Origin of the sequence: Pseudomonas putida, assembly GCF_028682175.1 — a bacterium.
Taxonomy (GTDB): domain Bacteria; phylum Pseudomonadota; class Gammaproteobacteria; order Pseudomonadales; family Pseudomonadaceae; genus Aquipseudomonas; species Aquipseudomonas putida_AD.
The window spans coordinates 1-23811 of the sequence record NZ_JANHKS010000063.1 but is presented as its reverse complement, the minus strand read 5'-3'; the positions used below and the strand labels follow the sequence as shown (position 1 = coordinate 23811).

The 23811-nt window shown below is 61.9% G+C and carries 27 protein-coding genes; 22 read left to right on the top strand and 5 right to left on the bottom strand.

What is annotated here, in order from left to right; all coding sequences use genetic code 11:
* The first annotated feature begins 43 nt into the window (after positions 1-43).
* From NPS29_RS26200 to NPS29_RS26115, 18 genes are all read left to right on the top strand, one after another.
* Positions 44-379: a type II toxin-antitoxin system RelE/ParE family toxin gene (locus tag NPS29_RS26200; RefSeq protein ID WP_274136255.1), complete on the top strand. Its 336-nt coding sequence runs from the start codon at positions 44-46 to the stop codon at positions 377-379.
* On the top strand, positions 379-702 hold the full coding sequence (locus tag NPS29_RS26195; protein ID WP_274136254.1) for a DNA-binding protein: 324 nt from the start codon (positions 379-381) through the stop codon (positions 700-702). Before NPS29_RS26200 ends, NPS29_RS26195 begins: the two co-directional genes overlap by 1 nt.
* Positions 703-759: 57 nt before the next feature.
* Positions 760-1185 (top strand): DUF2946 domain-containing protein, encoded by a 426-nt coding sequence (locus tag NPS29_RS26190; protein ID WP_400605479.1) that lies wholly within the window; start codon positions 760-762, stop codon positions 1183-1185.
* Positions 1186-1238: 53 nt separating this feature from the next.
* Positions 1239-1712 carry a copper chaperone PCu(A)C gene (locus tag NPS29_RS26185; RefSeq protein ID WP_274136253.1) on the top strand — a complete coding sequence of 158 codons (474 nt, stop codon included), beginning with the start codon at positions 1239-1241 and terminating at the stop codon, positions 1710-1712.
* A gap of 38 nt (positions 1713-1750) precedes the next feature.
* Positions 1751-2185, top strand: coding sequence for a DUF2946 domain-containing protein (locus NPS29_RS26180; RefSeq protein ID WP_425312555.1), 435 nt, complete (start codon positions 1751-1753; stop codon positions 2183-2185).
* Positions 2186-2271: 86 nt separating this feature from the next.
* Positions 2272-3645 (top strand): PepSY-associated TM helix domain-containing protein, encoded by a 1374-nt coding sequence (locus NPS29_RS26175; RefSeq protein ID WP_274136252.1) that lies wholly within the window; start codon positions 2272-2274, stop codon positions 3643-3645.
* A gap of 482 nt (positions 3646-4127) precedes the next feature.
* Positions 4128-5393 (top strand): urea ABC transporter substrate-binding protein, encoded by a 1266-nt coding sequence (urtA, locus tag NPS29_RS26170; RefSeq protein WP_274136251.1) that lies wholly within the window; start codon positions 4128-4130, stop codon positions 5391-5393.
* Between the two features lie 163 nt (positions 5394-5556).
* Entirely contained in the window at positions 5557-7149 is a 1593-nt protein-coding gene (urtB, locus tag NPS29_RS26165) for an urea ABC transporter permease subunit UrtB (RefSeq protein ID WP_274136250.1), read from the top strand.
* Entirely contained in the window at positions 7149-8228 is a 1080-nt protein-coding gene (gene urtC, locus NPS29_RS26160; protein WP_274136248.1) for an urea ABC transporter permease subunit UrtC, read from the top strand. Before urtB ends, urtC begins: the two co-directional genes overlap by 1 nt.
* Entirely contained in the window at positions 8225-9079 is an 855-nt protein-coding gene (gene urtD, locus NPS29_RS26155; RefSeq protein WP_274136247.1) for an urea ABC transporter ATP-binding protein UrtD, read from the top strand. Before urtC ends, urtD begins: the two co-directional genes overlap by 4 nt.
* A 171-nt stretch (positions 9080-9250) precedes the next feature.
* Positions 9251-9949 carry an urea ABC transporter ATP-binding subunit UrtE gene (gene urtE / locus NPS29_RS26150; RefSeq protein WP_274136245.1) on the top strand — a complete coding sequence of 233 codons (699 nt, stop codon included), beginning with the start codon at positions 9251-9253 and terminating at the stop codon, positions 9947-9949.
* 49 nt (positions 9950-9998) lie between these two features.
* Positions 9999-10844: an urease accessory protein UreD gene (locus tag NPS29_RS26145; protein ID WP_274136243.1), complete on the top strand. Its 846-nt coding sequence runs from the start codon at positions 9999-10001 to the stop codon at positions 10842-10844.
* 149 nt (positions 10845-10993) lie between these two features.
* Entirely contained in the window at positions 10994-11296 is a 303-nt protein-coding gene (locus tag NPS29_RS26140; RefSeq protein ID WP_274136241.1) for an urease subunit gamma, read from the top strand.
* A gap of 29 nt (positions 11297-11325) precedes the next feature.
* Complete coding sequence (locus NPS29_RS26135) at positions 11326-11868, top strand: GNAT family N-acetyltransferase (RefSeq protein WP_274136240.1); 543 nt, start codon at positions 11326-11328, stop codon at positions 11866-11868.
* Between the two features lie 28 nt (positions 11869-11896).
* Complete coding sequence (locus NPS29_RS26130) at positions 11897-12433, top strand: GNAT family N-acetyltransferase (RefSeq protein WP_274136239.1); 537 nt, start codon at positions 11897-11899, stop codon at positions 12431-12433.
* Positions 12430-12735, top strand: coding sequence for an urease subunit beta (locus NPS29_RS26125; protein WP_274136237.1), 306 nt, complete (start codon positions 12430-12432; stop codon positions 12733-12735). Before NPS29_RS26130 ends, NPS29_RS26125 begins: the two co-directional genes overlap by 4 nt.
* Positions 12736-12865: 130 nt before the next feature.
* Entirely contained in the window at positions 12866-14566 is a 1701-nt protein-coding gene (ureC, locus tag NPS29_RS26120; protein ID WP_274136236.1) for an urease subunit alpha, read from the top strand.
* A 199-nt stretch (positions 14567-14765) separates the two neighbouring features.
* A complete protein-coding gene (locus tag NPS29_RS26115; protein ID WP_274136235.1) occupies positions 14766-15899 on the top strand; it encodes a sensor histidine kinase in 1134 nt (377 codons plus the stop codon).
* A 129-nt stretch (positions 15900-16028) separates the two neighbouring features.
* Here the strand turns inward: NPS29_RS26115 and NPS29_RS26110 are convergent, their stop codons facing one another.
* Positions 16029-16328, bottom strand: coding sequence for a chaperone modulator CbpM (locus tag NPS29_RS26110; RefSeq protein WP_274136233.1), 300 nt, complete (start codon positions 16326-16328; stop codon positions 16029-16031).
* 2 nt (positions 16329-16330) lie between these two features.
* Entirely contained in the window at positions 16331-17290 is a 960-nt protein-coding gene (gene cbpA, locus NPS29_RS26105) for a curved DNA-binding protein (protein WP_274136261.1), read from the bottom strand.
* A gap of 288 nt (positions 17291-17578) precedes the next feature.
* Between cbpA and NPS29_RS26100 the strand changes: the two genes are divergently transcribed.
* The gene (locus NPS29_RS26100; RefSeq protein WP_274136231.1) at positions 17579-18844 is read left to right on the top strand and encodes an Hsp70 family protein; all 1266 of its coding nucleotides are present in this window, start codon (positions 17579-17581) and stop codon (positions 18842-18844) included.
* 138 nt (positions 18845-18982) lie between these two features.
* Here the strand turns inward: NPS29_RS26100 and NPS29_RS26095 are convergent, their stop codons facing one another.
* Both NPS29_RS26095 and NPS29_RS26090 read right to left on the bottom strand, forming a co-directional pair.
* Complete coding sequence (locus tag NPS29_RS26095) at positions 18983-19993, bottom strand: AI-2E family transporter (protein WP_274136229.1); 1011 nt, start codon at positions 19991-19993, stop codon at positions 18983-18985.
* Between the two features lie 239 nt (positions 19994-20232).
* The gene (locus tag NPS29_RS26090) at positions 20233-20523 is read right to left on the bottom strand and encodes a PsiF family protein (protein ID WP_274136227.1); all 291 of its coding nucleotides are present in this window, start codon (positions 20521-20523) and stop codon (positions 20233-20235) included.
* Between the two features lie 151 nt (positions 20524-20674).
* On the opposite strand from NPS29_RS26090, the gene NPS29_RS26085 reads away from it, so the two are divergent.
* The gene (locus NPS29_RS26085; protein ID WP_274136225.1) at positions 20675-21577 is read left to right on the top strand and encodes a DMT family transporter; all 903 of its coding nucleotides are present in this window, start codon (positions 20675-20677) and stop codon (positions 21575-21577) included.
* On the opposite strand, the gene NPS29_RS26080 is transcribed toward NPS29_RS26085, so the two are convergent.
* Complete coding sequence (locus NPS29_RS26080) at positions 21563-22450, bottom strand: esterase/lipase family protein (protein WP_274136223.1); 888 nt, start codon at positions 22448-22450, stop codon at positions 21563-21565. The genes NPS29_RS26085 and NPS29_RS26080 overlap by 15 nt on opposite strands.
* 253 nt (positions 22451-22703) lie before the next feature.
* Between NPS29_RS26080 and osmE the strand changes: the two genes are divergently transcribed.
* The gene (gene osmE / locus NPS29_RS26075; RefSeq protein ID WP_274136221.1) at positions 22704-23042 is read left to right on the top strand and encodes an osmotically-inducible lipoprotein OsmE; all 339 of its coding nucleotides are present in this window, start codon (positions 22704-22706) and stop codon (positions 23040-23042) included.
* A gap of 140 nt (positions 23043-23182) precedes the next feature.
* Positions 23183-23716: a ferritin-like domain-containing protein gene (locus NPS29_RS26070; RefSeq protein ID WP_274136219.1), complete on the top strand. Its 534-nt coding sequence runs from the start codon at positions 23183-23185 to the stop codon at positions 23714-23716.
* The last annotated feature ends 95 nt before the right edge of the window (positions 23717-23811 follow it).

The following is a 23811-nucleotide window of genomic DNA, read 5'->3' as shown; positions in this document are numbered from 1 at the left end:
AGCTGATGGCGGACAAGGTAACGCAAGAGTTACCATTACACCAATGATCATTGTTCAAGAATACTTATCCAAAGATCAAAAAAGCCCTTTCCGGGATTGGTTCTCTACTCTGCCACCGGCTGCAGCGCTCAAGATAGCCACGGCGTTGACGCGGATCGAATCGGGCAATACCTCAAACATCAAATGGTTCGATGGGTTGGGGGAGTTTCGAATCAATTGGGGACCCGGGTACCGGATCTATCTGATTCAGGAAGGCAAGCGGCTGATCATCCTGTTTGGCGGGGGCACGAAGTCGGGACAGACCACCGACATCAAGCGCGCCAGATTGCTGATAGCTGACTACAAAGCCGAAAAGCGAAGACAGGAGCGAGGCGTCTAATGGCCCTAACCCGCAGTTACAAAGAGACAATCAACGAAAGAATCAAACAGGACCCCATATTTGCTCAGGGGCTTCTGGATGAGGCGGCCACCCTTTTCCTCAACGGCGAACCGGAAGTCGCCCGAATCATTCTCCGTGATCTGGTCAATGCAACACTGGGCTTTGAAGCGCTGGCCCGGGAGACTGACAAACCGAGCAAGAGTCTTCATCGCATGCTGTCCTCCAGTGGAAACCCGAACATGGACAATCTCGCCGCCATTTTTGCAGCAATGGGATCATGGCTGAAGGTCGATATACAGGTGCATGCTGTTCCAGCCCACTAACCCCCGCGACATAACGCCGCACTCAGTCTTTTTACATCTCCCCATCATTCAGGCTAAATGGCCGACATGAACACACAACAACAATCCCTACAGAGCTTCAAGCGGCGCCGGGCCTTTGCCTGGATTGCGTGCTTTGCGCTCCTGTTCGGGATGTTGGCGATGCCCATGACGCCGACCATGCCGCGTACGCAGGGTGAGCAGGTGTTGTGGGGCAGTTTCTGTACGAGCAATGGCCCGCGCCTGGTGGCAACGAACATTGCGCCGGCCGACCAGCAGGCGCCGGACCGTTCCGATCACGGGGTGATGCAGCATTGCCCGTGTTGTTCCGGGGCCTTGACGATGGTGGCGGTTCCGGCCGGTAACCAGCTCGGTTTCCTGACGTTCGTGCAGCCCGTTCGTCTGCCGGATGTGCTGGTGGTTTTCCACGCGCCTCCCCGCATTCTGTGGCCCAGCCTCAGTCCCAGAGCCTCTCCTCGCGTCTGATCGTTCGTTCACGCCGTACTTCGCGTATCTGAATGGATTGAGAGAGGTCACCCATGCTGAAAAAATTCCTGTTGCTGGCAGCGCTGCTGATGCCGGCCTGCTATGTTGATGCTCATGAGTATGCAAAAGGCCATCTAGCTATCGCCCACCCTTGGTCGATGGAGCTGCCGCCGAATGCGCCCACGGTTGCGGCGTATTTCGTGATCAGCAATGCAGGCCCCGACGCCGATCGCCTGACCGGTGTCGACAGCCCCATTGCCGGCACCGCTCAATTGCACGAGCACGTGAACAGAGACGGCCTGATGAAGATGCAGCAAGTCGAGACGGTGGACATCCCGGCCGGCGGCGCGGTGACCTTCGCGCCCATGGCTTACCACGTCATGCTGCTGGATCTGAAGGACCGCTCGAAGCTCGTTGATGGGCAGAAATTCCCGCTGACCCTGCACTTCGAGAAAACCGGCGACGTGACCGTCGATGTCATGGTGCAGAAACAGGCACCAGACGCAGCTCCGGCCCACGTTCATTGATGGCTTTTGACCGTCGAAGCTGAAGCGCCATGAAACCCGTGCACGCGATCCGCGCCCAGTCCGCCCCAGCATCCCGCAACACGCCGGCGGCCTGGCTGAGCCTGTTCGCCATGCTGATGATCTTCATCGGCCCGCTGATTTCCCAGTCGATGCCGATGGAGCATCACACGGGGATGTCGATGTCGGCGGGCATGGACATGCCTGCGCCAATGAAGGTCGCGTCGGCAGACCACGGCGGGCACCACGCCACCGCGCCTGAGGTTGCAGCCCCCGACCACGTGATCTGGGCCAAGTGCGGTTACTGCACCCTGTTGTTCAGTTGCCCGGCGTTGACCCAGACCCTAGCTGTGGCGGCCCCCATCCCGCCCAAACCCGCCGATTTCTATAATGCGGCCCCACAACAGGGCCACGCTCAGCGCAGTATTTTCCCCAACGCCCGTACCCGCGCCCCGCCACTCGCATCCGTCGCCTGAACCCTGAAAAAAGATTCCGTATCCGCTGGCCACTTGCGTGTGCCCGCGCGCTGCGCCGTGTTCTTCCCTGACGGGAGCGTTGCATCATGTCCAAACCAAACGTGTCGTTCTATAACCTGGCGTGGCGCTGGCATTTCTATGCCGGCCTGTTCGTCGCCCCTTTCATGATCATGCTGTCGCTGACCGGCATGGTGTACCTGTTCAAGCCCCAGCTCGATTCGCTGATGTACAGCGACCTTCTGACCGTCAAGCCGGCACACCACATGCTCAGCGCCGACGAGCAACAACAGCGTGTGCTCGCGGCTTATCCACAGGCACCGATCAGCAAATACCTGCCGCCCGTCAACGCCGAAAGCAGCGCGCAGTTCGTGATCAAGCAGGACGGTCGCGAAACCAACCTGTTCATCGACCCCTACAGCGGCAAGATCCTCGGGACCCAGGATGCCAAGAACAACCTGCAGGCCATGGCCCGTGAAATTCACGGCGAGCTGATGATCGGCACGGTTGGCGATAGGCTGGTCGAGCTGGCAGCCGGCTGGGGCATCGTGCTGGTGGTGTCGGGCCTGTACCTGTGGTGGCCGCGGGGGCGCTCGCCGGCTGGCGTACTCTGGCCTCGCATCAGCGCGCGCGGTCGGGTGCTGTGGCGTGACCTGCATGCGGTGACCGGTTTCTGGGGCTCGGTGGCGTTGCTGTTCATGCTGCTCAGTGGCATGACCTGGACCGGCATGTGGGGCAAGGTCTACGCCGATGTCTGGAACACCTTTCCGGCGGCGATGTGGAACGATGTGCCCAAGTCCGACAGGCAGGCGGGCGATCTGAACAGTGCCGCCGTGCAGACCGTACCCTGGGCCATGGAAAACACGCCGATGCCGGTGTCTTCGGGTGATCACGCCGAGCACATGAACCATGGCGGCATGTCCAGCGCACCGGCGGCCCCTGTCGTCACCCTGCAACGGGTGGTGGACATCGCCAGTGAACGCAAGATCGAACCCGGCTACAGCATCAGCGCGCCGAAAACCGCCGACGGTGTATTCACGGTGTCGGTGTTCGCCGACGATCCGCGCAACGACGCCACCCTGCACATTGACCAATACAGCGGCAAGGTGCTGGCCGACGTGCGCTATCAGGATTACAGCACGGTATCCAGGGCCACCGAGCTGGGTGTGATGCTGCACGAGGGCAAGATGTTTGGCTGGGTCAACCAGTTGGTGATCCTGTTCATCTGCCTGATGGTGCTGCTCAGTTCGGTGAGCGGGATCGTGATCTGGTGGAAACGCCGCCCGCAAAACGGCTTTGGCGTCCCGCCGCTGCGTCATGATCTGCCACGCTGGAAAATTGCGACTATCGTGATGATTGTCCTGGGCGTTGCCTTCCCGCTCGTCGGGATTTCCATGCTGGCTGTGTGGCTGCTCGATCGGATAGCCCTTTCGCGCTTTGCCAAAACGGCGGCAACAGCTTAGATTGCGTCCTGCGGGGCCTGGAACCTTTTTGAGTGGTTTAGTGATGAATTCCTCCTCATTTCCGGTTTCAGGCCCCGCCCTTGTTTTTACCTCCGCGTGCGCGACCTGTAGGAGCGCGCTTGCCCGCGACCTGCCGGGTACCGGCAGTAAAACCTGACGCCGCACTCCGTCCGACGCACCGCATCAACCGAATTGCGACGACTTCGTCGCCGTTCGCGGGACAAGCCACGCTCCTACAGGTCCGTGGTGCAGCCGAAATCCTGTCGACCTCGTCAACTTCCCCGCACCACATCGGCGCAACCTGCGCACCACGGCACCCTGCTGATCCCACATTGGTGCAAACCGCTTCTTGAATGTTTCGAATCCCTTTGATTTTTCGGCATTTTCTGCCTTGGCCCAGCCTTTGCTATGAGCTCTTCAGCCTCAACTCCCGGCACCGCCAACCGCCGTCATTTCAAAAAATCGAAGAATGGAGCTAGCCAATGAAGCGTCGCAGTTTGCTTAAAGCGTTCACCTTGTCCGCATCGATCGCCGCCATGGGCATGACCTGGACCGTTCAGGCCGCCGAGACCATCAAGGTCGGTATTCTGCATTCTTTGTCCGGCACCATGGCCATCTCCGAGACGTCGCTCAAGGACATGGCGCTGATGACCATCGACGAAATCAACGCCAAGGGCGGCGTCAATGGCAAGAAACTGGAAGCGGTGGTGGTAGACCCTGCGTCCAACTGGCCGCTGTTCGCCGAGAAGGCCCGTCAGTTGCTGACCCAGGACAAGGTCTCGGTGGTGTTCGGTTGCTGGACCTCGGTGTCGCGCAAATCGGTATTGCCAGTCTTCGAAGAGCTGAACGGCCTGCTGTTCTACCCGGTCCAATACGAAGGCGAAGAAATGTCGCCAAACGTGTTCTACACCGGCGCTGCGCCTAACCAGCAGGCGATTCCCGCGGTCGAGTACCTGATGAGCGAAGACGGCGGCGCGGCCAAGCGCTTCTTCCTGCTGGGCACCGACTACGTCTACCCGCGCACCACCAACAAGATTCTGCGCTCGTTCCTGCACTCCAAAGGCGTGAAGGACAGCGACATCGAAGAGGTCTACACCCCGTTCGGCCACAGCGATTACCAGACCATCGTGGCCAACATCAAGAAGTTCTCGGCAGGCGGCAAGACCGCTGTGATCTCCACCGTCAACGGCGACTCCAACGTGCCGTTCTACAAGGAACTGGGCAACCAGGGCCTGAAAGCCACCGACGTACCGGTGGTGGCCTTCTCGGTGGGCGAGGAAGAACTGCGCGGCGTGGACACCAAGCCGCTGGTGGGCAACCTGGCCGCCTGGAACTACTTCGAGTCGGTCAAGAATCCGGTGAACACCAAGTTCGTCGCCGACTGGAAAGCCTACGCCAAGGCGCACAACCTGCCGAACGCCGACAAGGCGGTGACCAACGATCCGATGGAAGCCACCTACGTGGGCATCCACATGTGGGCCCAGGCGGTCGAGAAAGCCAAGTCCACCGATGTGGATAAAGTCCGCGAAGCCATGGCCGGCCAGACCTTCGCCGCGCCGTCGGGCTTCACCCTGGAAATGGACAAGACCAACCACCACCTGCACAAGCCGGTGATGATCGGCGAGATCAAGGCCGACGGTCAGTTCAACGTGGTCTGGAAAACCAAGGAGCCACTGCGCGCCCAGCCTTGGAGCCCGTTCATTCCGGGTAACGACAAGAAGCCGGATTATGCGGTGAAGAGTAACTAAGCAACGCGCTGTCGGGTCGGGGCACGCCCTCGACTCGACGCAATTCCCTGGTAGGAGCGCGCTTGCCCGCGACGGCGGTGGGTCTGTGTCATCGAGGTCGCCTGACACACCCCGTCGCGGGCAAGCGCGCTCCTACAGGACGCCGACACCAAGGCCAAACGATATGCCCAGATCTCTCCACCGCCTCATCCTTACCCTGTGCCTGCTGCTGCCTTTCGCAGCCCATGCCAGCGATGCCGGTGACTTTGTCGCCGCCGAATCCTCTCAACGTGCTGAACTGCTGGAAGCCTGGGCCGCCAAGCCCGACCCGGCGCGCGTTGAACTGCTGGTTGCCCTGCAGGAAGGCCGCGTGGCCGCCGACAGCAGCAACCGCGCCTTCATCCAGAACAGCGACGACAGCTTCACCGCCGTCGATCCAGCCGCCCCGGCACTGGCTGACGCACCCAATCCCGATGAGCCGCAAGCGATCAGCCTGAACAACCGCCTGCGCGGCCTGGTGGAAACCGCGCTGGCCAGCCACCAATTGCTCGCCGCCGACGCCAAACTGCGCCTGGCCGCCGCGCTGACACTGCAAAAGAGCGCCCGCCCTGCCCAACTGCAACTGCTGATGCAGCAGGTCGCCGCTGAAAAAGACGATGCCGTGCACTCGGCTCTGAGCCTTGCGCTGGCCAACCTGCAACTGGTCGACACCAGTCCGACCGTGCGCCTGGCCGCCGTGCGTCTGCTGGGTGAAACCGGCGACCCGCTGGCCCGCACGCGTCTTGAAAACCTGCTCGAACCCAACGTCGAAACCGACTCCACCGTGCGCCTCGCGGCCGAGACCAGCCTGGCGCAGGTCAAACGCAAGCTGATGATCGGCGAGGTGATGGGCCAGGTGTTCAGCGGCGTTTCGCTGGGCTCGATCCTGCTGCTGGCAGCATTGGGGCTGGCGATCACCTTTGGCCTGCTGGGCGTCATCAACATGGCCCACGGCGAGATGCTGATGCTCGGCGCCTACGCCACCTATGTCGTGCAACTGATGTTTCAACGTTACGCGCCGGGTGCGCTGGAGCTGTATCCGCTGGTGGCGCTGCCGGTGGCGTTCTTCGTCACGGCCTGCATCGGCATGGCGCTGGAGCGCACGGTGATTCGTCACCTGTACGGCCGCCCGCTGGAAACCCTGCTCGCCACCTGGGGCATCAGCCTGATGCTGATCCAGTTGATCCGCGTGGTGTTCGGCGCGCAGAACGTCGAAGTCGCCAACCCCGAATGGCTGTCCGGCGGCATTCAGGTGCTGCCGAACCTGGTGCTGCCGTACAACCGGATCATCATCATTGGCTTCGCGCTGTTCGTGGTGGTGCTGACCTGGCTGCTGCTGAACAAGACCCGTCTGGGCCTGAACGTGCGCGCCGTGACCCAGAACCGCAACATGGCCGCCTGCTGCGGCGTGCCCACCGGGCGTATCGACATGATGGCCTTCGGGCTCGGCTCCGGTATCGCAGGCCTTGGTGGCGTGGCCCTGAGCCAGATCGGCAACGTCGGCCCTGACCTGGGCCAGAGCTACATCATCGACTCGTTCCTGGTGGTGGTGCTCGGCGGTGTCGGGCAACTGGCCGGCAGCGTGATGGCGGCCTTCGGCCTTGGCATCGCCAACAAGATTCTCGAACCGCAAATCGGCGCAGTGCTGGGCAAGATCCTGATCCTGGCGCTGATCATTCTGTTTATCCAGAAACGTCCGCAAGGGCTGTTCGCGCTCAAAGGACGGGTGATCGACTGATGAACCAGCCATTGATGGTTACCGCCGCGCAACGCGCTGGCACCAAAGTCACGATCTCGGTGGGCGTGGTCATCCTCGCCCTGCTGATCGCCCTGCCGCTGCTGTCGCTGATGCCCGAAGGCAACAGCCTGCAAGTGTCGGCCTACACCCTGACGCTGGTGGGCAAGATTCTCTGCTACGCCATCGTCGCCCTGGCGCTGGACCTGGTGTGGGGCTACGCGGGCCTGCTGTCGCTGGGCCACGGCCTGTTCTTCGCCCTGGGCGGTTACGCGATGGGCATGTACCTGATGCGCGAAGCCTCAGGCGACAACCTACCGGCCTTCATGACCTTCCTGTCGTGGACCGAGCTGCCGTGGTATTGGGTCGGCACGCAGCACTTCCTCTGGGCCATGTGCCTAGTGGTGCTGGCGCCGGGATTGCTGGCGCTGGTGTTCGGCTTCTTCGCCTTTCGCTCGCGGATCAAGGGCGTGTACTTCTCGATCATGACCCAGGCCCTGACCTTCGCCGGGATGTTGCTGTTTTTCCGCAACGAAACGGGCTTTGGCGGCAACAACGGCTTTACCAACTTCCGCAGCATCCTGGGCTTCAGCATCACTTCCCAAGGCACGCGGGCCGTGCTGTTTCTGCTCACGGTGGCCCTGCTGGTAGGCAGCCTGTTCGTGGGCTGGCGCCTGGCGCGCAGCAAGTTCGGCCGGGTGCTGACCGCCGTGCGTGATGCAGAGAACCGCCTGATGTTCTGCGGCTACGATCCGCGTGGCTTCAAGCTGTTCGTGTGGGTGCTGAGCGCTGTCTTGTGCGGTCTGGCGGGTGCGCTGTACGTGCCGCAAGTGGGCATCATCAACCCAAGCGAAATGTCGCCAACGAACTCCATCGAAGCCGCCGTGTGGGTGGCTCTGGGCGGGCGCGGCACGCTGATCGGCCCGCTGCTGGGCGCAGGCCTGGTCAACGGCATGAAGAGCTGGTTCACCGTGGCCTTCCCGGAATACTGGCTGTTCTTCCTCGGCGCGCTGTTCATTGTGGTGACGCTGTACCTGCCCAAGGGCGTGATCGGCCTGCTCAAGAAAAGGGGAGAACAATGAAGAGTTCACCAACGCCGGCTTTCGACCCGGTGCTAGATCCCAACAGCGACGCCGGCACCAGCCGCGACGCCATCGGCCTTGGCCAGACGGCAGGCCGTGGCCTGAACACGCTGCACGGCACCATCCTGACCTTGGAAGACATCAGCGTCAGCTTCGACGGATTCAAGGCGCTCAACGACCTGAACCTGTACATCGGCGTGGGCGAGCTGCGCTGCATCATCGGTCCCAACGGCGCAGGCAAGACCACGCTGATGGACGTGATCACCGGCAAGACTCGCCCCTCCCACGGCAAGGCCTGGTTCGGCGAGACGCTGGATCTGACCCGCATGAGCGAGGTGCAGATCGCCCAGTCCGGCATTGGCCGCAAGTTTCAGAAACCCACGGTGTTCGAAGCCTTGAGCGTGTTCGAGAACCTGGAACTGGCGCAGAAGACCGACAAATCGGTGTGGGCCAGCCTGCGGGCCAAGCTCAATGGCGAACAGCGCGACCGCATCGACGAAGTGCTGGAAACGATTCGCCTGGGCGCCTCGCGCTCGCGTCCGGCGGGATTGTTGTCCCACGGCCAGAAGCAGTTTCTGGAGATCGGCATGTTGCTGGTCCAGGACCCGCAATTGTTGCTCCTCGACGAGCCGGTGGCAGGCATGACCGACGCCGAAACCGAATTCACCGCCGAACTGTTCAAGAGCCTGGCGGGCAAGCACTCGCTGATGGTGGTCGAGCACGACATGGGCTTCGTCGGCACCATCGCCGACCACGTGACCGTGCTGCATCAGGGCAGCGTGCTGGCCGAAGGGTCGCTGGAAGAAGTGCAGGCCGATGAGCGGGTGATCGAGGTGTACTTGGGACGCTGATACCACGTAGCAGCACGGCTTGCCGGCGGGAGCGGCGGGTCAGGCAATCCAGTGTGGGCTGACACACCGCCCCGCCGGCAAGCCGTGCTGCTACGAGAGTGCGTACTCCGGCCCGCTTTTTCTTGCAGCTTGAAGCTTGCCGCTTGAGGCTGATGAACCGAGGAAATCAAATTGTTAACCGTTAATCAGCTTCATCAGTTCTACGGCGGCAGCCACATCCTGCGCGGCCTGTCTTTCGATGTGAAGATCGGCGAAGTCACCTGCCTGCTGGGCCGCAACGGCGTGGGCAAGACCACTTTGCTCAAGGTGCTGATGGGCCTGCTGCCCGCCAAGGAAGGTGCGGTGCAGTGGGAAGGCAAGCCGATCACCGGTTTCAAGCCCCACCAGCGCGTGCAATCCGGCATCGCTTACGTGCCCCAGGGCCGGGAGATTTTCGGGCGGCTGACCGTGGAAGAAAACCTGCTGATGGGCCTGTCCCGCTTCCCCGGTTCCGAAGCCAAGGAGGTGCCCGCGTTCATCTACGAGCTGTTCCCGGTGCTGCTGCAGATGAAGCATCGCCGTGGCGGCGACCTCTCCGGCGGTCAGCAGCAACAGCTTGCAATTGGCCGAGCACTGGCCAGCCGCCCGCGCCTGCTGATTCTCGATGAACCTACAGAAGGTATTCAGCCGTCGGTCATCAAGGAAATCGGCGCCGTCATCAAGAAGCTCGCCGAGCGTGGCGACATGGCGATTCTGCTGGTCGAGCAGTTCTACGATTTTGCCGCCGAGCTGGCTGACCAGTACATCGTCATGTCCCGTGGCGAGATCATTCAGCAGGGCCGTGGCGAGCACATGGAAGCCGAAGGCGTGCGTGGTCTGGTGACCATTTGACGCGCCGATCGGCTAAGGTACACGCCTTGGAAAAACGATAATCGAGACTATGAATCTTCCTGCCCACACCGCCCTGTTCACCCCCAGCTGGCACGCCGAGCTGGCGCTGGGCTATGGCCGTTTCGGCGACAGCACGCGGCCGGTCGAGCGGCGCCACAAGGGTCCGCTGCGGGTGCAGAAACACCTGTATGCCGAAGGGCCTGAAGTCTGCCAGCACATCATCGTCCACCCGCCCGGCGGCATCGCCGGGGGTGACCGGCTGGACATCAGCGCCAGCGTCGGCCCCGGTGCCTGGGCGCAACTGACCAGCCCCGGTGCGGCCAAGTGGTATCGCGCGGCGGGACCTGCGTATCAGCAACTTGAGCTGAAGGTCGCGGCAGGCGCAACCCTGGAATGGTTGCCGCAGGAGACGATTGTCTTCAGCCAGGCCAAGGCCGAACTGACAACACGCATCGAGCTTGAAGGCGATGCCCGGCTGTTCTACTGGGACGTGGTGGCCCTCGGGCGGCCCGCCAGTGGCGAGCGTTTCGATCAGGGCCACTTTCAGGCGCACCTGGACATTCGCCGCGACGGCAGGCTGTTGTGGCATGAACGCCAGCGCATTACCGGGGGCGATGGGCTGCTGGATTCGCCGGTCGGGCTGGACGGCAAACCGGTGTTCGCGACGCTGATCGTGACCGGAGAAATTGACGCAGAACTGTTGGAGCGGTGCCGTGAACGGGCTGAGCATTCGCCGGTACGTGGCGACCTGAGCCAGTTGCCGGGGCTGATCGTCGCCCGCTGCCTGACAGATGAAGCGTTGCATGCGCGGGCCTGGTTGATTGAATTGTGGAAGCTGCTACGCCCTGCGCTGCTTGGCCGCGAGGCGGTGGCGCCGAGGATCTGGAGTACCTGACAGACTACATCGCCCCATTCGCGGGCAAGCCCGCTCCCACAGAATCGCCATTGTCGCTGTGGGAGCGGGCTCGCCCGCGAAGAGGCCGGCTCTGGCAGCGCACATTTTGAACAGGCCACACGCCTTAACCGATTTAAACGGAAAAACACATGGATCTGACTCCACGCGAAAAAGACAAGATGCTGATCTTCACCGCAGGCCTGGTGGCCGAGCGGCGGTTGGCACGGGGTTTGAAACTCAATTACCCGGAAGCCATGGCCTTCATCTCCGCCGCCCTTCTGGAAGGCGCCCGCGATGGCCAGACCGTCGCCGAGCTGATGCACTACGGCACCACCCTGCTGACCCGCGAACAGGTGATGGAAGGCGTGCCGGAAATGATCCCGGAGATCCAGGTCGAGGCAACCTTTCCCGACGGCACCAAGCTGGTCACCGTGCACCAGCCCATCGCCTGAAACTGCTTTTTGAACAAGTGAAAACGAACATGACTTATACGATTCGTGACGCACTGCTGACTGACATGCCTGCCGTGCTGGACATCTACAACGACGCCGTACTCAACACCACGGCGATCTGGAACGAACAACCGGTGGACCTTGCCAACCGCCAGGCGTGGTTCGCGGCCCGCCAGACCCAGGCCTATCCGATCCTGGTGGTGGTCGATGACGCCGATCAGGTGCTGGGCTACTCCTCGTTTGGCGACTGGCGCCCCTTCGAAGGCTTCCGCCACACGGTGGAGCATTCGGTGTACGTGCGCGCCGACCAGCGCGGCAACGGCCTGGGCCCGATGCTGATGAAGGCGCTGATCGAACGCGCCCGGGCCTGCGACAAGCACATGATGGTCGCGGCCATCGAAAGCGGGAACGCCGCATCGATCTACCTGCATCAACGCGAAGGCTTCGTCACCACCGGGCAGATGCCGCAGGTCGGCACCAAGTTCGGCCGCTGGCTGGACCTGACCTTCATGCAGCTTGACCTGTCGCCGGGCGCTTCGGCACCACCTTCGCAAGCCCCGGCCAAAGCCTGATCTTCCCTCTCTGAAAGGAATGTCCGCCATGAATGCTGCTCAACTGCGACGCGTAACCCGTGAAAGCTTTGCGCACTACCACCAGGGCCTGGTGAGCGTGTTGCTCGATGCCGTCGAGCATGGCGCGTCGGTGGGCTTCATGGCCGACATCAATGCCGACGAAGCCTATCAATGGTGGAGCGGCGTCAAGACCGAGGTCGAGAACGGCAACGTGTTGCTGTGGGTCGTGGTGCAGGACGAGCAGGTGCTGGCCACGGTGCAGCTTGCGCTGTGCCAGAAGGCCAACGGGCTCAATCGCGCAGAGGTGCAGAAGCTCCTGGTGATGCAGCACGCCCGCCGCCATGGCCTGGCCACGCAACTGATGCACGCCGTCGAACAGGCCGCGCACCAGCATCAGCGCGGGCTGCTGTTCCTGGACACCCTGGCCGGCTCCCCGGCTGAAGATTTCTATCGCGCCTTGGGGTACGTGCTGTGCGGCAAGCTGCCGGACTACGCCTGTAACCCCGACGGCGAATACCGGGCCACCGCCATCTATTACAAATTACTGTCGAGGAAGAGCGCATGATTCCTGGTGAATACCAGATCCAGCCCGGCGAGATCGAACTCAATGTCGGCCGCCGCACCGTCACCCTGAGCGTCGCCAACAGCGGTGACCGGCCCATTCAGGTCGGCTCGCATTTCCATTTTTTCGAAACCAACGACGCCCTGACCTTCGACCGCGCCACCAGCCGCGGCATGCGCCTGAACATCCCGGCGGGCACCGCCGTGCGCTTTGAACCGGGCCAATCGCGGGAAGTCGAGCTGGTTGACCTGGCCGGGCATCGCCGGGTGTTCGGATTTGCCGGGCGGGTGATGGGCGATTTGTGATTCGCACTGCATGACACGACGCCATCGCGAGCAAGCTCACTCCTACAGGTCATGCGCTGTCCTGTAGGAGTGAGCTTGCTCGCGATAGACCGCACAGCGGTCACGCTCAGAATTCACTTAAGGATTTGGTATGAAAATTTCCAGACAAGCCTACGCCGATATGTTCGGCCCCACCGTTGGCGACCGTGTGCGTCTGGCCGACACCGAGCTGTGGGTCGAGGTCGAGAAGGACTTCACCGTTTACGGCGAGGAAGTGAAGTTCGGCGGCGGCAAGGTCATCCGCGACGGCATGGGCCAGGGCCAGTTGAACGCCGACGACGTCGTCGACACGCTGATTACCAACGCGCTCATCATCGACCACTGGGGCATCGTCAAGGCCGACGTGGGCCTGAAGAACGGCCGCATCGCCGCCATCGGCAAGGCCGGCAACCCGGATATCCAGCCCGATGTGACCATCGCCATCGGCGCGGCCACCGAGATCATCGCCGGTGAAGGCATGATCCTCACCGCAGGCGGTGTCGACACCCATATCCACTTCATCTGCCCGCAGCAGATCGAAGAAGCGCTGATGAGCGGCGTGACCACCATGATCGGCGGCGGCACGGGACCTGCGACGGGCACCAACGCCACCACCGTCACCCCCGGCAAATGGCACATGATGCGCATGCTGCAGGCCGCCGAAGCCTTCCCGATGAACATCGGCTTCACCGGCAAGGGCAACGTCAGCGTGCCTGAACCGTTGATCGAGCAGGTGAAAGCCGGCGCCATCGGCCTCAAGCTGCACGAAGACTGGGGCACCACGCCTGCGGCCATCGACAACTGCCTGAGCGTCGCCGACCAGTACGACGTGCAGGTGGCGATCCACACTGACACCCTCAACGAGTCCGGTTTCGTCGAAACCACCCTGGGCGCGTTCAAGAATCGCACCATTCACACCTACCACACCGAAGGTGCCGGTGGCGGCCACGCGCCGGACATCATCAAGGCCTGCGGCTTCCCCAACGTGCTGCCGAGTTCGACCAACCCGACCCGGCCGTTCACCCGCAACACCATCGACGAGCACCTGGACATGCTGATGGTCTGCCATCACCTGGACCCGAGCATCGCGGAAGACGTGGCCTTCGCGGAAAGCCGCATCCGCCGCGAAACCATCGCCGCCGAAGACATCCTGCATGACCTGGGCGCGTTCTCCATGCTCAGCTCCGACAGCCAGGCCATGGGCCGCGTCGGCGAGGTCATCCTGCGCACCTGGCAGACCGCCGACAAGATGAAGCGCCAGCGCGGCCCGCTGCCGGGCGACGGCGAAGCCAACGACAACTTCCGCGCCAAACGCTACATCGCCAAATACACCATCAACCCGGCGATTACCCACGGCATCAGCCATGAAGTGGGCTCCGTCGAAGTCGGCAAATGGGCGGACCTGGTGCTGTGGCGCCCGGCCTTCTTCGGGGTCAAGCCGACGCTGATCCTCAAGGGCGGCTCCATCGCCGCAAGCCTGATGGGCGACGCCAACGCCTCGATCCCGACGCCGCAACCGGTGCACTACCGCCCGATGTTCGCCAGCTACGGCAGCTCACTGCACGCCAGCAGCCTGACGTTTATCAGCCAGGCGGCGTTCGATGCCGGCGTGCCGGAGCAACTGGGTTTGAAAAAGCAGATCGGCGTGGTCAAGGGTTGCCGCAGCGTGACCAAGGCCGATCTTATCCACAATGACTACCTGCCGAAGATCGACGTCGACCCGCAGACCTATCAGGTCAAGGCCGATGGCGTGCTGTTGTGGTGCGAGCCGGCCGAGGTGCTGCCGATGGCGCAGCGGTATTTCCTGTTCTAACGCGCATCCCGTAGCAGCACGGCTTGCCGGCGGGAGCGGTGTGTCAGGCAATCAAATATGCGCTGACACACCGCCCCGCCGGCAAGCCGTGCTGCTACGGGGTATTGCGCAAGGCATCAAATCCGCTGTTCTACCTGCCACAACATGGCGCTAAGATGGCCCCACCTCATCCAGCGCCACGCCAGCAAGGTTGTCTTCCATGCGTCTATCCGACTTCATCGTGCAGAACGTGGACCGCATCGTCGATGAATGGGAAAAGTTCGCCGCGACCCTCACCCCTGCCGCTGACACGCTGAACAGCGTGGAATTGCGCGATCATGCCAAATCCATCCTGCTGGCCGCAGCGCGAGACATGAACACCGCGCAGACCAAGGCCGAGCAGATCGCCAAGGCCCAGGGCGAGGATGTTGGCAAGACGCCCGCACTGGACGAGGCGGCGGCCAGCCATGGCGAATTGCGTCACACGGTCGGCTTCGATCTGGTGCAGATGACCTCCGAGTTTCGTCACCTGCGCGCAACCGTCATCCGGTTCTGGGTGGAAAGCCTGGATTCGCCGCAGACCGGCCATTTTACCGACATGATTCGCTTCAACGAAGCCATCGACGAGGCCCTGGCCGAATCCACCGCTGCCTATGCCGAACGGGTGAACCGCTCGCGGGACATCTTCCTGGCGATCCTTGGCCACGACCTGCGCGCGCCATTGCAGGCGATTGGCATGTCTTCGGAAATACTGATGCGCAAGGCGGGCATCAATGAGGCCGATATGGCCTACGTCAAACGCATCAAGAGCAGCAGCCGGCACATGGCGACCATGGTCAACGACTTGCTGGAATTCGTGCGCAGCCGCTTGGGCAGCACCTTGCCAATCGAACGCAAGCCCATGGAAATGACCATCGCCTGCCGGGATGCCATCGATGCCGCCAGCGCCGGGCAGCCCGATTGCGATCCGGTGTTCACCTCCACCGGTGACACCCAGGGCGAATGGGACCGGGCGCGGATCGACCAGTTGCTGCAAAACCTCATCGGCAACGCCCTGCAACACGGCGCCTCGACCCACAGGATCAACGTGTCACTGATGGGCAGCGAGCATCACATCAGCCTGTCTGTGCACAACGATGGCGAACCCATTGCCCAGGAGGCGATTGGCAGCATTTTCGATCCGCTGGTGCGTTCATTGAATGAAGAAGTGGGTAACCACAACCCCTCCACCAGCCTGGGGTTGGGGTTGTTCATCGTCAAGGAAGTGGTCAACGCCCACAGTGGCAGCATCACGGTGACGTCGAACGTCGGCGATGGCACCACGTTCACCGTGGTATTGCCGAAGAAGGGCTAAAAGCCTCACCACGCACCCGTAGCAGCACGGCTTGCCGGCGGGAGCGGCGTGTCAGGCAGTGCACCCTTTGCTGTTACACCGCTCCCGCCGGCAAGCCGAGCTGCTACGGGGCAGATGAGCCAGGAACACTCAATCCAGCAAAAACCGCCCCAGACGCTGCTTGAGCATGCGGTTCTCGGCCCGCACCTGCTCAAGCTCATCCAGCAGGTTCAGCGCCAGGGCGACGCCGTCCCATTCAAGTTCCAGTTCGTGGTGCAGCTTGACTGCCCGTTTGGCCACCGACAGCGAATAGGTGTCGAACAGCCATTCATCGGGCCGCGTACCCTGGGGTTCGACTATGCCGTGCTCGACGATTTCCATGACATAGGCGACCGGCATGTCGACTACCTGACAGAACTCCTGCATGTCTACGACCAGGGTGTTGCGCATTGTCAGTTACTCCATTGAGCCCTCGGATCGAACGCCGCCTTCTCGGCCAGCTTCTCCCAAAGTGCTTTGGTGGCATCATCGGTGGCCTTGGGCATGACGATCTTGAGTTGCGCGAACAGATCGCCACGCTCGCCCTTCTTGTTCAACAGACCATTACCTTTGACCCGCAATCGCTGCCCGCTCTGGCTGTCCGGACGAATGGTCAGGTTGATCTTGCCGGTCAGGGTCGGCATCGCGACCTTGGTTCCGAGCGCGGCCTCCCATGGGGCCAGCGGCACAGTGATAATCAGGTCATGCCCTTCGACGTCGAAGTTGGGGTGCGGCGCCAGACGAATGGTCAGGAACAGATCGCCGTTTTCCCCGCCGGCGACACCTGGCGCGCCCTGGCCCTTGAGGCGAATACGTTCGCCGTCGGTGACGCCCGCCGGAATCTTCACGTTCAGGTTCTTGGTGATGTCAGCCATGCGCTGCCCGTTGGCGGCATGCTGCGGCACCTTGAAGCTGATCTTCTTGGATTCGGTGGAGAGGGTTTCCTCCAGGAAAATCGCCAGTTCCAGTTCCACGTCCTGCCCTCGACGGCCAGAGCTGCGCGGACGGCCACCCTGTGGTCCGCCACGATTGCCAAAGATCGAGCTGAAGAAATCGGAGAAATCCCCGCCCTCGAAGCCACCCGCGCCACCGCCAAAGCCCTGGCCGGCACCGCCGCGCCCCTGCCAGCCCGGAGGCGGCTGGAAGCGGCCCTGCTGGCCGTATTTGCGAATGTCGTCGTACTCGGCGCGCTTTTCAGGATCGCTCAGCGCTTCATAGGCCTCGGAGGCCTCTTTGAATTTGTCCTCGGCGCCGGCCTCTTTGCTGACGTCCGGGTGATACTTGCGCGCGAGCTTGCGATAGGCGGTCTTGATCGTCTTCTCGTCCGCCGTCGGCTCCACGCCAAGAATCTTGTAATAGTCTTTGAAGTCCATGTAACGGTCACCCATTCCGGAGAATCCAGCACATCTCGGTCTGCGTTAAAGATGAGAACGTTGGCTGCGCTGAATGTTGCAAGGTTATCGGCACACGGCCTCGCAAGCTTGAAACGGGTGTTCAAACAGGCCGAATGCATTGAGAGTTGCCTGCAAGATTGGGGGTGCAGGGCCCAAGTTCAAGGCCGGGGACAAGAAATAGCCGCATAAACCGACGTTTCGCGCTACGCATCCGGCGCACTCTCGCATACACTGCGCGGCCGTTTTTTTGACCGGAACGTACAGAACATGAGTACCCCATCCCCAGCCCGTGCCCTAGGCATCGACTTCGGCACCTCCAACTCCACGGTCGGCTGGCTGCGCCCCGGAGCGGAAACGCTGATCGCGCTGGAGGACGACAAGATCACCCTGCCGTCGGTGGTCTTCTTCAACATCGAAGAACGTCGGCCTGTCTACGGTCGCCTGGCGCTGCACGAGTACCTTGAAGGCTACGAAGGCCGCCTGATGCGCTCGCTCAAGAGCTTGCTGGGCTCCAAGCTGATCAAGCACGACACCAGCGTGCTGGGCACGGCCATGCCGTTCAAGGATTTGCTGGGGCTGTTCATCGGCGAGCTGAAAAAGCGCGCCGAAGCCGCCGCCGGCCAGTCGTTCGAGCAAGTGGTGCTGGGCCGCCCGGTGCATTTCGTCGATGACGACGCCGCTGCCGACCAGGAAGCCGAAGACACCCTGGCCGAGGTTGCGCGCAAGATCGGCTTCAAGGACGTGTCCTTCCAGTTCGAGCCCATTGCGGCGGCATTCGACTACGAGTCGACCCTGGACCGCGAGGAACTGGTGCTCATCGTCGACATCGGCGGTGGTACTTCGGACTTCTCGCTGGTTCGCCTGTCGCCCGAGCGCCGGCTGGTCGATGAGCGCCAGAGCGACATCCTGGCCACCGGCGGCGTGCACATCGGCGGGACCGACTTCGACAAGCAACTGAGCCTGCAAGGCGTGATGCCGCTGTTCGGCTACGGCAGCCGGATGAAGAGCGGCGCCTTCATGCCCACCAGCACCCACATGAACCTGGCGACCTGGCACACCATCAACTCGGTGTATTCGCAGAAGTCGCAACTGGCGCTGGGCAGCATGCGCTACGACATCGAAGACACGTTAGGCATCGACCGCCTGTTCAAGCTGATCGAACAGCGCGCCGGGCACTGGCTGGCGATGGAAGTGGAAGAAACCAAGATTCAGCTGACCCACGCGCAAAACCGCGTGGTGCCGATGGATCGCGTCGAGTCGGGCCTGAGCGTTGACCTGACCCGCGCGCTGTTCGAGTCGTCGATCGAATCGCTGCTCGAACGTGTGCGTGAAAGCGTGACGCAATTGCTGGGCGACGCTGGGGTGGGCGTGACCGACGTCGACACAGTGTTTTTCACCGGCGGTTCCAGCGGCATCCCGGCCCTGCGCAACAGCGTCGCGGCGATGCTGCCCAAGGCGCGGCATGTGGAAGGCAACATTTTCGGCAGCATCGGCGCAGGTTTGGCGATCGAGGCCAAGAAGCGTTACGGCTGAAGCCAGCCCGTAATGCTCTGAAAAACCTGTGGGAGCGGGCTCGCCCGCGAAGAGGCCGGGACGTGCGATAGATATCCATCTGTCCGCACCGCCGCCTTCGCGGGCGAGCCCGCTCCCACAGAGATTTCTATCAGCCGGTCAGACCAGCTCCGCCCTGCGCAGCTCGCTCTTGAGATACGCATAGAAGATTGGCCCTGCCACCACCCCCGGCAGGCCAAAGGCCGCTTCGAAGATCAGCATCGCCAGCAGCAACTCCCACGACTTGGCACTGATCTGCCCGCCCACGATCCGGGCGTTGAGGAAATACTCGACCTTGTGGATCACGATCAGATAACCCAGCGCCGCGAACGCCACCCAGATCGACAACGACATGCCGACGATGAAGATCAGCGTGTTCGACATCAGGTTGCCCACCACTGGCAACAGGCCCAGCAGGAAGGTCAGTACGATCAGCGTCTTGGTCAGCGGCAAGTGCACGCCACACAACGGCAGGATCACCGCCAGGAACACCGAGGTGAATATCGTGTTCAGCGCCGAGATCTTGATCTGGGCAAAAACGATATTGCGAAATGCCTGGCTGAGCAGGTGCAAGCGTTCGAACAGCGCGGCGGCCAGCGGCTTGCGCTTGGAGATGTCAGGAATGCGTTGCAACGCGATGATCGCGCCCAGGACCATGCCGATCAGCAGGGTCACGAACATGTGCGCCGCGCCCTTGCCGAGCATCTGCAGCTCGCCGATGTGCTTGGTCAGCCAGGCGCTGAGGGAAGCCTGGAACTCGGTGGCACTGGCGGGCAGGTAGCCGTCGATGAATGGCGGCAGTTGCCCCCGCGCCCGGTCGACCAGGGTCATGAACTTGTCCAGCGAGGCGCCAGGGTTTTCCGCCTCATGCAGCACGAAGCTGATCGCGCCGGCAAACAGCAGCGACAGTACAGTCACTACAAGCGTGCCCAGCAACGCCACCGCCAGCCATCGGGCGCGCTCGCCAGCAATCAGGCGCTGCAGTTGCGGGGTGAGCATGTCGACCAGTTCATAGACCAGCAGGCCCGCCAGCAGGCTGGGCAGCAATTTGAGCGGTAATACCAGCAGCAGGCCACCAAACACCAGAATGCAGCTGGCCAGATACACTTGTCGCGGCGAAAACGTTGGCATACAGCCTCAAAAAACGAACGGCTTGGAAGTACGGCAGTCTGCCAGCGTTCCCTGTTGAGGACCAGCGCCCAAGCGTGTCGTCAGTCGCGTGGCAACCATTTGAAACACCATGGTTTGCCAACGGGTGTTTGAAGATCACGCAACGTAGCAGCACGGCTTGCCGGCGGGAGCGGTGTGTCAGGCAGTCGACCCTTCGCCGATACACCGCTCCCGCCGGCAAGCCGTGCTGCTACGGGGGACTATTTTTTCTTCAGGCAATCGCTCATGAACGTCTTGCGCGCATCGCCCTTGAGGGCCTGGGTGGTGGCGGTGGCGTTACAGGTTTTCATCTTGTCCTGCTGGGTGGCAGCGGGCGCTGGCGCGGCCTTCAGACAAGTGCTCATGAATGCCTTGCGCTCATCGCCCTTCAGGGATTTGGCGGTAGCGTCGGCGTTGCAGGTGGTCATCTTGTTTTGCTGCGCGGTGGCGGCAAACCCTTGGGCACACATCAACAAACCCATGACCAACAGAGGAACACGCAGCATTTTCATCGACATTCTCCAGGACCGCCGCGTCCATACGCAGCTTTGAAAGCAGTGTAGCCAAAGATTATTGCGGCATATTTCAGAGAATCCGCCCTTAGCGGTAGACGCGAGGTTCAGCGCGTCGATAATGGCCGCTCACTCTGCCAGCGGCCTACCCATGCAATACCTCTACCCCCTGTTCACCGTCATGCTCTGGGCGGGCAACAACGTCATCACCAAGGCGGCGGCCGGACGAATCTTTCCGGCAGAGATCGGTTTTTATCGCTGGCTGCTGGCCGGACTGCTGTTCACCCCGTTCCTGCTGGGCCCGGTGCTGCGCAACCGTGCGCAGGTCAAACCGATCCTGGGCAAGGTCGCCGTGCTCGGCGTGCTGGGCATGGCGGTCTACCAGAGCCTGGCCTACTACGCCGCGGGCATTACCACGGCGACCAACATGGGGATCATCCTGTCACTGGTGCCGGTGATGACCCTTGGCCTGTCGATTGCCAGCCTGGGCACCGCGCTCACGGCAGGCGCGCTGGTCGGCGCCGGGGTGTCATTTGCGGGAGTGCTGCTGGTGGTGTCCCAGGGCAGCTGGACGGTACTGGTGGCCCACGGGGTCAATCTGGGAGACGCGATGATGCTGGTCGCCGCCTTTGCCTACGCCACCTACAGCACGCTATTGAAGAAGTGGCAGTTACGCATGCCGCCGCTGCAACTGTTGTACCTGCAAGTGCTGGTGGCAATTGTCGCGCTGTTTCCACTGTTCCTGCTCTCGCCCAAGACCGGCCTCAACGCCAGCAACATCCCGCTGGTGCTCTATGCCTGCATTCCGGTGTCGATGATCGCGCCGCTGTTGTGGATGAAAGCCATCTCCCTGCTCGGCCCCAGCCGCACCACGCTGTTCTTCAACCTGGTACCCATTCTCACCGCGCTGGTAGCGGCCTTGGCATTGGGCGAACAGCTGGCGGTGTATCACTTCATCGGCGGTGCGCTGACCCTCAGTGGAGTGATCCTGGCCGAGCGCTGGACCACACCCCTGCGCAGCAAGCCCCAGGCAACGGCGTCAAAGGCCGACTGACTTGAGCCGTGCGGCGTGCTCCATGAACAGCCGCACCGGTTCCGCGCCCTTGCCCACCAGCCCCAGGTGCTGATTCACGATATCGAAATGATCGAGGGGGAAGTTGTCGCCAATGACCGTGCCCAGGTGCGAACTGAAACGCCCGACCATCCCATCGCTCTCCCGCTCGCGGGTGAAGGTGCGGGCGAACATCCGGCATGTCAGGTTCGTCGTATCGAACAGGTTCTTGCCACGGTCAGTCAGGCCCGGCTGCAAGGTGCCGGACCAAGAGTAATAACGCACACCGTTGACCAGTTCAGGCCCCTGCCCGCCCCACTCAAGCGGCAGGCCCTGGGGAAACAAGGCATTGAATTTCGCGACACCCTTGGAGGTGAGCGAGCCATGGGCGGCATGCACGTCGGTGGGCAGCCGGGTGCCGCGATAGCCGGTGTCGAGCAGCGCCAGCGCCAGGGTGCTCAGGCGAATGACGGCATGCACCATCCGCCCGCGCAGTTTGCTGACCGGGAAGTGCTCCTCGAGAAAATCCGCCAGTTCCGAACCGTGATTGGGCCCGGCCACCGATGTCACCGAAGCCACCAGGTCCGGGCGAACCCCGGCCACATAGCGGATGGTCAACGCGCCCTGGCTGTGGCCGATGAGATTGACCTTCTGCGCGCCGGTTTCCCTGAGGATTTCCTCGATTCGCCCCAGCAATTGCTCGCCGCGGATCTCGGAAGAGTTCACCGCCGAAACCATCACCGGAATCACCGTCGCCCCACCGCGACGCAGCGCCGAGGCAATGCCGAACCAATAGGGATAGACCACCAGCTTCACGAACCCCAACAACCCGGGTACCAACACAATGGGGTACTGCGTGGCCTGATCTTGCGTCATGACTACCTGAGCCCTCACCTGATTCTGTAGGAGCGCGCTTGCCCGCGACCGCGGTGTGTCAAGTGCCGTCCTGTGTCTGACACACTGCGGTCGCGGGCAAGCGCGCTCCTACAGACAGTAGTCGCAAAGCGTTCATCGATGATGACAAAAACAAGTAATGCCCCATCGCCATCTATTGGATCGAACTCTTTCAATCGGCCGAGGCTCATAACTGCAACGGGCCACTAATGGCCTTTCTGTGGAGTGTCCGGTTATGTACAAGCAATCTCTGGCAGTAGTGTTTGCAATGGCCGCACTGGCCGGCTGTTCATCGACAACCCTGCAAAACCCGGTGGACTACGCCACCTATCGCAATGAGCCGCTGGTCAAGCAAGTCGACGATGGCATGACCGAGCAGCAAGTGCTGACCATCGGCGGCGAGCCCTCCACCCGTGTGCACCGCAAGGTTCACCCCGGCACCTGCAACAACTACGTCCTGAACAAGGACGGCCATCAGCAGACCTACTACGTCACCTTCAATGCCAACGGTCGGGTGGACAACAAGGGCTTCATGACCTGCGAGCAGCGTGAGGCGAACGAACGGGCGATGTAAGCCGGCAAACAAATCAAACTTTTCCCCTCGCGCACCACTCACACCTTAAGACCCGATCTTGCCAAGGGCCGGTCAGACCTTTCGTGACCGGCCCATCAAGAGCGAGACGGGAATAACCGGATCAGCCCTGGAGAAAAATGATGAGCGATGTGCAGCAATTAACCGATGTCAGCACCCTGCGCGAGCGCGCGCGTCACAATGTTGAAAACGGTGCCGTGACCGAAGGCTACGATGGCGACCGCGAAGAGATCATTCGCCTGCTCAATGCATCGCTGGCCACCGAGTGGGTCTGCGTGCTTCGGTACAAGCGCCATTACTACATGGCCAAGGGCGTGAAAGCCCAAGTGGCTGCCGCCGAATTTCTCGAGCATTCCAATCAGGAAGCCGAGCACGCCGACAAACTCGCCGAGCGCATCGTGCAGTTGGGCGGCGAGCCGGAGCTGAATCCCGACCTGCTGTCCAAGAATTCCCACGCGCAGTACGTGGCGGGCAATACGCTCAAAGAGATGGTCACCGAAGACCTGATCGCCGAGCGCATTGCCATCGACAGCTATCGTGAGATCATTCAGTACATCGGCGACAAAGACCCGACCACGCGCCGTATCTTCGAGGAAATCCTGGCCCAGGAAGAGGAACACGCCGACGACATGGCGGACATTCTCGACGGGCTGTGATGATTGAAGGCAGATGTAAAAAGCCAGGACAGTGTCCTGGCTTTTTTTGTGCCGAATGATTTGTAGCAGCACGGCTTGCCGGCGGGGGCGGCCTT

Bases quoted from the DNA above. Each gene is read 5' to 3' on its own strand.
- NPS29_RS26195 (WP_274136254.1), top strand. From the start codon at position 379: ATGGCCCTAACCCGCAGTTACAAAGAGACAATCAACGAAAGAATCAAA.
- NPS29_RS26125 (WP_274136237.1), top strand. From the start codon at position 12,430: ATGATTCCTGGTGAATACCAGATCCAGCCCGGCGAGATCGAACTCAAT.
- NPS29_RS26115 (WP_274136235.1), top strand. From the start codon at position 14,766: ATGCGTCTATCCGACTTCATCGTGCAGAACGTGGACCGCATCGTCGAT.
- urtA (WP_274136251.1), top strand. From the start codon at position 4,128: ATGAAGCGTCGCAGTTTGCTTAAAGCGTTCACCTTGTCCGCATCGATC.
- NPS29_RS26090 (WP_274136227.1), bottom strand. From the start codon at position 20,523: ATGAAAATGCTGCGTGTTCCTCTGTTGGTCATGGGTTTGTTGATGTGT.
- NPS29_RS26140 (WP_274136241.1), top strand. From the start codon at position 10,994: ATGGATCTGACTCCACGCGAAAAAGACAAGATGCTGATCTTCACCGCA.
- NPS29_RS26130 (WP_274136239.1), top strand. From the start codon at position 11,897: ATGAATGCTGCTCAACTGCGACGCGTAACCCGTGAAAGCTTTGCGCAC.
- NPS29_RS26095 (WP_274136229.1), bottom strand. From the start codon at position 19,993: ATGCCAACGTTTTCGCCGCGACAAGTGTATCTGGCCAGCTGCATTCTG.
- NPS29_RS26185 (WP_274136253.1), top strand. From the start codon at position 1,239: ATGCTGAAAAAATTCCTGTTGCTGGCAGCGCTGCTGATGCCGGCCTGC.
- NPS29_RS26200 (WP_274136255.1), top strand. From the start codon at position 44: ATGATCATTGTTCAAGAATACTTATCCAAAGATCAAAAAAGCCCTTTC.
- NPS29_RS26145 (WP_274136243.1), top strand. From the start codon at position 9,999: ATGAATCTTCCTGCCCACACCGCCCTGTTCACCCCCAGCTGGCACGCC.
- NPS29_RS26070 (WP_274136219.1), top strand. From the start codon at position 23,183: ATGAGCGATGTGCAGCAATTAACCGATGTCAGCACCCTGCGCGAGCGC.
- urtD (WP_274136247.1), top strand. From the start codon at position 8,225: ATGAAGAGTTCACCAACGCCGGCTTTCGACCCGGTGCTAGATCCCAAC.
- cbpA (WP_274136261.1), bottom strand. From the start codon at position 17,290: ATGGACTTCAAAGACTATTACAAGATTCTTGGCGTGGAGCCGACGGCG.
- urtC (WP_274136248.1), top strand. From the start codon at position 7,149: ATGAACCAGCCATTGATGGTTACCGCCGCGCAACGCGCTGGCACCAAA.
- NPS29_RS26080 (WP_274136223.1), bottom strand. From the start codon at position 22,450: ATGACGCAAGATCAGGCCACGCAGTACCCCATTGTGTTGGTACCCGGG.
- ureC (WP_274136236.1), top strand. From the start codon at position 12,866: ATGAAAATTTCCAGACAAGCCTACGCCGATATGTTCGGCCCCACCGTT.
- NPS29_RS26085 (WP_274136225.1), top strand. From the start codon at position 20,675: ATGCAATACCTCTACCCCCTGTTCACCGTCATGCTCTGGGCGGGCAAC.
- NPS29_RS26190 (WP_400605479.1), top strand. From the start codon at position 760: ATGGCCGACATGAACACACAACAACAATCCCTACAGAGCTTCAAGCGG.
- NPS29_RS26135 (WP_274136240.1), top strand. From the start codon at position 11,326: ATGACTTATACGATTCGTGACGCACTGCTGACTGACATGCCTGCCGTG.
- NPS29_RS26110 (WP_274136233.1), bottom strand. From the start codon at position 16,328: ATGCGCAACACCCTGGTCGTAGACATGCAGGAGTTCTGTCAGGTAGTC.
- NPS29_RS26175 (WP_274136252.1), top strand. From the start codon at position 2,272: ATGTCCAAACCAAACGTGTCGTTCTATAACCTGGCGTGGCGCTGGCAT.
- urtB (WP_274136250.1), top strand. From the start codon at position 5,557: ATGCCCAGATCTCTCCACCGCCTCATCCTTACCCTGTGCCTGCTGCTG.
- NPS29_RS26100 (WP_274136231.1), top strand. From the start codon at position 17,579: ATGAGTACCCCATCCCCAGCCCGTGCCCTAGGCATCGACTTCGGCACC.
- osmE (WP_274136221.1), top strand. From the start codon at position 22,704: ATGTACAAGCAATCTCTGGCAGTAGTGTTTGCAATGGCCGCACTGGCC.